At 71.2% G+C, this 7,784-nt stretch carries 8 protein-coding genes; 2 read left to right on the forward strand and 6 right to left on the reverse strand.

Going from position 1 to position 7,784, the window contains the following annotated elements:
- Positions 1-73: 73 nt before the first annotated feature.
- The 4 genes from BN12_RS15500 to BN12_RS15515 all read right to left on the reverse strand — a co-directional run bounded on the left by BN12_RS15500 (position 74) and on the right by BN12_RS15515 (position 3,531).
- Positions 74-274, reverse strand: a complete 201-nt coding sequence (locus BN12_RS15500) for a hypothetical protein (protein ID WP_048553855.1) — start codon at positions 272-274, stop codon at positions 74-76.
- 388 nt (positions 275-662) lie between these two features.
- Positions 663-1,478, reverse strand: coding sequence for a family 1 encapsulin nanocompartment shell protein (locus tag BN12_RS15505; protein ID WP_048553857.1), 816 nt, complete (start codon positions 1,476-1,478; stop codon positions 663-665).
- A complete protein-coding gene (locus BN12_RS15510; protein WP_048553862.1) occupies positions 1,475-2,683 on the reverse strand; it encodes a Dyp-type peroxidase in 1,209 nt (402 codons plus the stop codon). Before BN12_RS15510 ends, BN12_RS15505 begins: the two co-directional genes overlap by 4 nt.
- Positions 2,684-2,739: 56 nt before the next feature.
- The gene (locus tag BN12_RS15515; RefSeq protein WP_048553864.1) at positions 2,740-3,531 is read right to left on the reverse strand and encodes an esterase/lipase family protein; all 792 of its coding nucleotides are present in this window, start codon (positions 3,529-3,531) and stop codon (positions 2,740-2,742) included.
- A 185-nt stretch (positions 3,532-3,716) separates the two neighbouring features.
- Between BN12_RS15515 and BN12_RS15520 the strand changes: the two genes are divergently transcribed.
- Positions 3,717-4,700: a phosphotriesterase family protein gene (locus tag BN12_RS15520; RefSeq protein ID WP_048553866.1), complete on the forward strand. Its 984-nt coding sequence runs from the start codon at positions 3,717-3,719 to the stop codon at positions 4,698-4,700.
- On the forward strand, positions 4,697-6,229 hold the full coding sequence (locus BN12_RS15525; RefSeq protein ID WP_048553867.1) for a class I adenylate-forming enzyme family protein: 1,533 nt from the start codon (positions 4,697-4,699) through the stop codon (positions 6,227-6,229). The genes BN12_RS15520 and BN12_RS15525 overlap by 4 nt, the downstream gene beginning before the upstream one ends.
- 43 nt (positions 6,230-6,272) lie before the next feature.
- On the opposite strand, the gene BN12_RS15530 is transcribed toward BN12_RS15525, so the two are convergent.
- Positions 6,273-7,448 (reverse strand): NAD(P)/FAD-dependent oxidoreductase, encoded by a 1,176-nt coding sequence (locus tag BN12_RS15530; RefSeq protein WP_048553868.1) that lies wholly within the window; start codon positions 7,446-7,448, stop codon positions 6,273-6,275.
- A gap of 77 nt (positions 7,449-7,525) precedes the next feature.
- Positions 7,526-7,784 (reverse strand): helix-turn-helix domain-containing protein (locus BN12_RS15535; protein WP_048553872.1); only part of this gene is annotated, 259 nt, incomplete at its 5' end.

A 7,784-nucleotide genomic window follows, 5' to 3' on the forward strand; every position in this document is an offset into this window, starting at 1 on the left:
CACCGCAACATCACTCGATACCTCCACCCACAGGGCCTCCCCGGAGTCGAGGTATCCCGAGGCGGCCGCAACGTCACTCGATACCTCCACCCCCCGCGGCCTCCCCGGAGTCGAGGTAACCGCAGACCACCGCACCGTCACCGCTTACCTCCACCCACTGGGCTCTGCTGGAGTCGAGGTAACTCGAGACCACCGCAACGTCACTCGATACCTCCACCCACAGGGCCTCCCCGGAGTCGAGGTAACCGACTCCATCACGGAGTCGATCCGTCACCCACCTGCACCGACGTCCTACGCCTCGCGGCTCCCCGGAGCCGAGATATCTCGAGACCACCGCAACGTCACTCGATACCTCCACCCCACGGGGTCTCCCCGGAGTCGAGATATCTCGAGGCCGCCGCACCGTCACCGCTTACCTCCACCCACTGGGCTCTCCTGGAGTCGAGGTCACCCCAGACCACCGCAACGTCACCAAGTACCTCCACCCGCGGGAGCTCTCCCGGAGTCGAGGTAACCCGAGACCACCGCAACGTCACCAGATACCTCCACCCCCGGGGCCTCCCCGGAGTCGAGGTAACCCGAGACCACGGCAACGTCACCAGATGCCCCCACCCGCGCGTCCGCAGGCGGTCGGGGTGGCCGAAGCGGGTGGCCGCCCGTGATCAGGAGGTGGGGGCCGCCGGGTCGATGACGACGCTGGACTCCGCCGTGAAGGCCTGGAAGACGAAGGACTCCTGGAGGTAGAGGTCGATGGTCTGGGCGTCGTGGGCGAGGTAGCCGATCGAGAGGTCCTGGCCCAGGGTCAGCCGGTAGTCGCCGCCCCGCGTGGAGACGAGCAGGCCGCCGGTGATGGCGGGCGCCCAGATGACCTCGCCCTCGCCGAGGAGGCGGGCGACGTGGCCGAGGACCGGGTACCCGTGGTCGGTCATCTCGGCGACCGCGGTGTAGGCCTCGGCCGAGAGCAGCAGGCTGTACGGCCCGTCGACACCCGCGAGACGCAGCGCGCTCAGCGCCTGGGCGACGGCGTCGGGCACGGTGCGGACGTCAGCCGGGAGGGTGAGGTGCGGGTTGGAGCTGCCCGGCTCGATGCCCTCGATCGAGGCGGCCGCGACGCCCTCGACGATCGCCCGGTCCTCGGCGAAGGCGATGGTGCGGGCGGCGTCCTTGACGGGCTGCCAGTCCGAGTCCTCGGCCCCTCGCTCGACGTCGTCGACGGCCGCCCGGGTCACGGTGAACGGGACCCGCACCTCGATGAGGGGCTGCACCTCCCGGACCCGCACCGTCACTCCGTCGGCGGCGGGCTCCAGGTCACGGACGTGCCCGGTCCCCACGGCCGAGAGGTCCGTGCCCTCGGGGCCGGACACGTCGACGACGCGGCGCCCCGCGACATGGCGGGTGAACGTGCGGCGCGCCTCCTCCTCGATCTGGGCCCACGCCGCGTCGGTGATCGGTGCCAGCGCTCGATACAGGTTGTTCACGAGGATGCTCGTCCTTTCAGGCTGCCGATGCCCAGCGAGCCGTCGGTCGACGGCTCGGACCCGGAGGATGGTGGTGCGGACGTCGAGGGTCGCTCGGACGCCGAGACTGCAGGGGACCCCGAATCGGGCGCCAGGTCCGGCGGTGCCCCGGAGCCCGCCGAGCCCCCCGGACCCGGCGAGGGAGCGGAGGCCAGTGCCGACCCCGGCCCGACCCCGCCGCCGGACGGGGACTGCTCCTCGGGTCCGGCGTGGGAGCCCGCGTCGGACCCGAGGACGGACTCGGGGTCCTCGAGGAGGTCGACGGTGGGCACGAAGAACAGGTTGCCGGTCACGGCGGTGGAGAAGTCGAGGATCCGGTCGTGGCTCGCCGGCGGGTTGCCGAGGAACATGTTGCGGAGCATCTGCTCGATGACGTCGGGCACCGCGGCATACCCGATGAAGTAGGTGCCGAACTCACGGGACCCGATCGACCCGAACGGCATGTTGTCGCGCACGATGTCGTGCTCGACGCCGTTCTCGTCGACGATCGTGTTGAGGGCGACGTGCGAGTCGGCCGGCTTGACGTCGTCGGGCAGCTCGATGTCGCTCAGCTTGCTCCGGCCGATGACCCGCTCCTGCTCCTCGACGGGCAGGGCGTTCCACGTGTCGAGGTCGTGGAGGTACTTCTGGACGATGACGTAGCTCCCGCCCGCATACCGCTCGTCCTCCTCCCCGACGAACACGGCCGCCTCCGCCGCGTCACCGACCGGGTTCTCCGTGCCGTCGACGAACCCGAGGAGGTCCCGCTCGTCGAAGAACCGGAACCCGTGCACCTCGTCGACGACCTCGGCGCACCCGCGCAGGCGGTTCAGGAGGTGCCCCGCCAGCTCGAAGCACAGGTCCATCCGCCGGGCCCGCAGGTGGAAGAGGAGGTCGCCGGGTGTCGAGACGGCGGTATGCCGAGCACCCTCCAGCCGGCGGAACGGGTGGAGTCCCGCGGGCCGGGGTGCCGAGTACAGCCGGTCCCACAGCTCGGCACCGATCCCGACGACGCAGGTCAGGCCACCCTCCGGCGCGCGGAACCCCACCGCCCGGGTGAGGCCGCCCACGTCGGCGAACAGGTCGCGGACGATCGGCTCAGCGCCGGGGTCGACCCGGACGACGAGGAAGATCGCCGCGTCGGCAGGGGGCGCGAGGATGCTCTGCCGTTCCACCGACTGCGTCATCCGACCGCGCTCCGCCTTCCGTGCTCACGACCCCGTTCGCGCGGCCCGGCCCACTCTCACGCCGTGGCCGCGTAACTCGGGAGAGGGAAATAGTGTCGCAGGAAAGCCGGACGTTCAAAACGTGCCCACGGGTCGAGCGGCGCCGCGAGGCGGTCGAGGACGGCGTAGACGGCGGCCGGGTGGACCGCGAGCCCGAGATGGCTCGCCGCGACCTCGATGTTCTCGCTGAGGTCGTCCTCGGGGTGGAGACATGCCTCCCAGCGGACGACCCCGTCGAACCGGCTGTAGACCGACGTCGACGGAACCGCGGGCGGAGGTGCCGTGATCCACGTGTCGAAGGCGAACTCCGGCAGGTGCTGGTCGACGTGGCGGACGTAGGTCTGATGCGCGCGCGACTGGCGGCTGTCGGAGATCCCGATCGGGCTCCCGAGGGTGATGATCCGCTCGACGACGCCGGGGTGCCGACGGGCGAGCTCGCGGGCGAAGATCCCGCCGAGGCTCTGGCCGATGAGGCTGACCGGCCGGCCGTGGGCCTCGCGGATCTCCAGGAGCAACCGGTCCATGCCGGCGATGGCCTTCGGCGTGGGCCCGATGTTCCTGCCGAGCCCCCAGGCATACGGCTCGTAGCCCGACGAGGCGAGGATGCGACGCAGCGGCGCCGTCGACCAGTCGTCGGCCATGAGCCCCGGAAGGAGGAGCACCGGTCGTCCTTCGCCGTCCCCGCCCTGCCTCCGGAGCCACTCCCGGACCGCGAGGAACCACGCATACTCGGAGAGGGCTCGCGGGCCCTCGGTCAGGCCGAAGAGCAGCTGGGGCGGCTCCTGCGGGACAGGAACGGATCGGCTCACTACTCCACCCTTCATATGGGTCGTCCTCGGGACTCGGATCCGCGGTCGGCCCACCCGGGTCGCGGCGTCGTCGGCCGACCTGTGAACCTGAACGTGACAGCGAGTTCAGGTTCCTTGTACGGTACACCGCAACGTGGCGGTCGACACACGACTCCACACACGCGTCGAGGTCAAAGGAGCCCGCGATGACAACAGTGGAGACGGTCCGGGGGCCGGTCGAGGTCGACGCGCTGGGACAGGTCCTCATGCACGAGCATGTCTTCACGATCGGCACGGAGATCCGTCAGAACTATCCGGACTACCCCGACCACTGGGACGAGGACGAACGGGTCGCCGACGCCGTCGCGAAGCTCCGGGAGTGCGCCTCCCGGGGGATCTCGACGATCGTCGACCCGACCGTCATCGGGCTGGGTCGGTACATCCCACGGATCCAGCGGATCAACGCCGAGGTCGACCTCAACATCGTCGTCGCGACCGGCCTGTACACCTACGACGACGTGCCAATGCAGTTCCACTTCAGCGGTCCCGGCCTCGTCTTCGACGTCGCCGACCCGATGGTCGAGCTGTTCGTCAGCGACATCCGCGAGGGCATCGCCGGGACGGGCGTCAAGGCGGGACTCCTCAAGTGCGCCATCGACGAGCCGGCCCTCACCCCCGGTGTCGAGCGGGTGCTGCGGGCCGTGGGGCAGGCACACGTCGAGACGGGGACGCCGATCACCGTCCACACCCACGCGGCGGGCCGCACCGGTCTCATCGCCCTGCGCGTCCTCCGCGAGGAGGGCGTCGACCTCACGAAGGTCGTCATCGGACACTCGGGCGACACGACGGACCTCGACTACCTCAAGGAGGTCGCCGAGAGCGGCGCCCTCCTCGGGATGGACCGCTTCGGCATCGACGTCTTCTGCCCCTTCGAGGACCGGGTCGACACCGTGGCCGCCATGGCCCGCGAGGGGTATGCCGGCCAGATGGTGCTCGCCCACGACGCCTCGTGCTACAGCGACTTCTACCCCGAGGCCTCGCGCAAGGCGCTGCTCCCGAAGTGGGAGTTCACGCACATCAGCGACGACGTCCTGCCGGCCCTCCGCGAGCGCGGGGTCACCGAGGAACAGATCACGACCATGCTCGTGGACAACCCACGACGCTACTTCTCGGGAGAGGCCGCGGCATGACCGACGTCGTCGTCATCCCCCGTGACGAGAACCCCTTCGGCCGCGACGGCGTCCGCATCGACGCGAACGGCGTGCCACGGTATGCCGAGCTGCCGGTCTCGCTCGTCGCCATGCTCGAGCATCAGGTCACCACCCGGCCGGACGCCGAGGCGCTCGTCGAGATCGACGGCGAGCGCCTGACGTACCGGGAGCTGTGGGACCGCGCGTCCCGGGTCGCCGGAGGCCTGCGGGAGTCGGGCCTGCAGCGGGGCGACCGGGTCGCCGTGCGGTACCCCGCCGGCGTCCGATGGGTCCTCGCGTTCTGGGGGACGCTCATCGCCGGCGGGATCGTCGTCGCCGTCAACACGAGGTCGTCGCAGCCCGAGGTCGAGTTCATCCTCGGCGACGCGGGCGTCACGGTCGATCTCGGCCCGGACGTGCCGCTGCCCGACGGCGGTCCCGTCACTGAGCCCGGCCTCGGGCTCGACGACGTCGCCGCGTTCTTCTACACCTCCGGGACGACCGGGCACCCCAAGGGCGTGCCGACGACGCACGAGGCGTTCCTGACGAACGTGGAGAACATGATCCGCTGCCTCGGGATCTCCCACGACGTCGGCGAGGACCTCCGGACGCTCATCTCCGTCCCGCTCTTCCACGTCACCGGGTGCAACTCGCAGCTGCTCGTCGCGACCCAGGTCGGCGGCGCGTCGGTCATCATGCCCGCCCTCGACCAGGTGCGGCTCATCGAGACCATCGCCGGCGAGCGGATCAGCTTCATCGTCACGGTCCCCGCCGTCTACGCGCTCATCCTGCGCCGGCCGGAGTTCGCCGACGCGGACGTGTCGGCCATCCGGTGGGTCGGGTACGGCGGGGCGCCCATCGCGCCGAGCCTCGTCTCGGCCCTCCAGAAGGCCTTCCCGGCCGCCGAGGTCTTCAACGGCTACGGCATGACCGAGACCGCCTCCCTCCTCACCTCGTTGCCGCACCGCGACGCCGTCGCCCACGCCGACTCGGTCGGGTATGCCGTGCCGTCGGTCGACCTCGGCGTCGTCCCCTCCGCCGACGATCCGCAGCTCGGGGAGCTCGTCGCGCGCGGGGCCAACGTGACGACCGGCTACTGGGAACGGCCCGAGACGACGGCCGAGACCATCGTCGACGGCTGGCTGCACACCGGCGACGTCGTCCGGGTCGACGAGGCGGGCCGCATCCACATCGTCGACCGGATCAAGGACATCATCATCCGGGGCGGCGAGAACGTCTCGAGCATCGAGGTGGAGGCGGCGCTCAGCTCGGCCCCCGGCGTGCTCGAGGCCGCCGTCCTCGCCGTGCCCGACGACATCATGGGCGAGAAGGTCGGAGCGGTGGTCTACGGCGGCGAGGCGACACCCGAGGTCGAGGCCATCCTCGCCCACTGCCGCGAGCAGCTCGCCGACTTCAAGGTTCCGCAGTACCTCGTCGTCGCCGACGGGCCGTTGCCGCGCAACCCGGGAGGGAAGCTGGTCAAGACGGCGCTGCGCGACACCGTCGTCTGGGGACCACCGCTGCGATGACGCAGACCCGGGTTCGGTCGGCCCGGCATGGGAACCGTCCCGATCAGACGATGGCCCGTTCGAGGACGGTGGTGCCCGCCGCGAAGCGGTCCGCCGACAGGGTGCTCACGTCGATGACCGGCTCCCGGTCGAGGTAGAGGTCCCGGAGCACCTCGCCCACCGCCGGGCCCTGGAGGAAGCCGTGGCCGGAGAAGCCCGCGGCGTAGAGGAAGCGGGAGACGGCGGGTGCCTCGCCGATGAGGGCGTTGTGGTCCGGGGTGCACTCGTAGTAGCCCGCCCACCGGTGGGCGAGGCCGAGGTCGAGGAGCGCGGGGGCACGACGTTCCATCGCCTCGAGCAGGTCGGAGGTCCAGGCGTCGCTGAATCCGGGCCGGAAGCCGGGACGCTCGCCCCGGTAGGACATGCCGACGAGCACCGAGGGTCCCTCGCGGTGCAGGTAGAACGTGGACTGCGCGTCGATCGTCATCGGCGTCCGGTCGTGGAAGACGTCGAGGAGCGGGGCCGGCAGTGGCTCGGTCACGACGATCTGCCGGCGGAGGGGGTCGATGGGCAGGTCGACGCCGGCCCACTCCCCGACCGCCCGGGACCACGTGCCCGCCGTGCACACGACGGTCGACGTGCGCACCGTGCCGCCCTCGGTCATGACCCCCGTGATCTCGCCGCCCGACGTCTCGATGCCCGTGACGCCCACGCCGGTGCGGACGGTGGCGCCGTGGGCGCGGGCTCCCCTGGCATACCCCTGGACGACGTTCTCGGGGCTGCAGTAGCCGTCGCGCGGATGGAAGGTGGCGCCGAGAACTTCGCCGGTCACGATCCCGGGGTTGAGGCGGCCCGCCTCCTCGGCGCCGAGCAGCCGGGTGGCGACGCCCCGCGCGTTCTGCATCGCGACGGCCTCCTGCGCGGCAGCCCACGCCGCGGGCTCGGTGTGGAGGAAGAGGTACCCCACCTGGTGGAGGTCGATCTCCCCGCCCGGTCGCTCGGCGAAGCGCTCGAAGGCGAGCAGGCTGCGCGCGCCGAGCTCGACGTTGACCGCGTCGGAGAACTGGGCCCGCACCCCGCCCGCGGACCTCGACGTCGAGCCGCAGGCCAGAGCGTCCCGCTCGAGGAGGAGAACGTCGCGCACGCCGGCCTCGGCGAGGTGGAACGCGGTGCTGGCTCCCATGACGCCCCCGCCGACGACGACGACCTGGGCGCTCTCGGGCAACGGGCGAGTGCTCATGGCTCGATTGTGGGATACCGGGAAAGGCGAGGAAAAGCGATGATTCGTATGCCGAAGGCCATAGGAACCCTGAGGTATCACCCGTCCGCGCGTCGGGACGGCGGCCGCTCCGCTTCCTCACATACGATCCGGACGCCCTCGGCGATGCGGTAGGGGCTCGCCGCGACGAGCGCCCCCACGGCCCGCCGCAGCCGGCTCACCTCGGCGCGCACGGTGACCTGGTGCTCGTCGTCGCCGTAGATCGCGCGGCTCAGCCGGGCGGCGCTCAGCCCGCTCGGCCCTGCGGCGGCGAGGAGGCGGAGGATCTCCGCGTGCCGCCGCGTGAGGGACGCCCGC

This window comes from Nostocoides japonicum T1-X7 (genome assembly GCF_001046855.1).
Classification (GTDB): domain Bacteria; phylum Actinomycetota; class Actinomycetes; order Actinomycetales; family Dermatophilaceae; genus Nostocoides; species Nostocoides japonicum.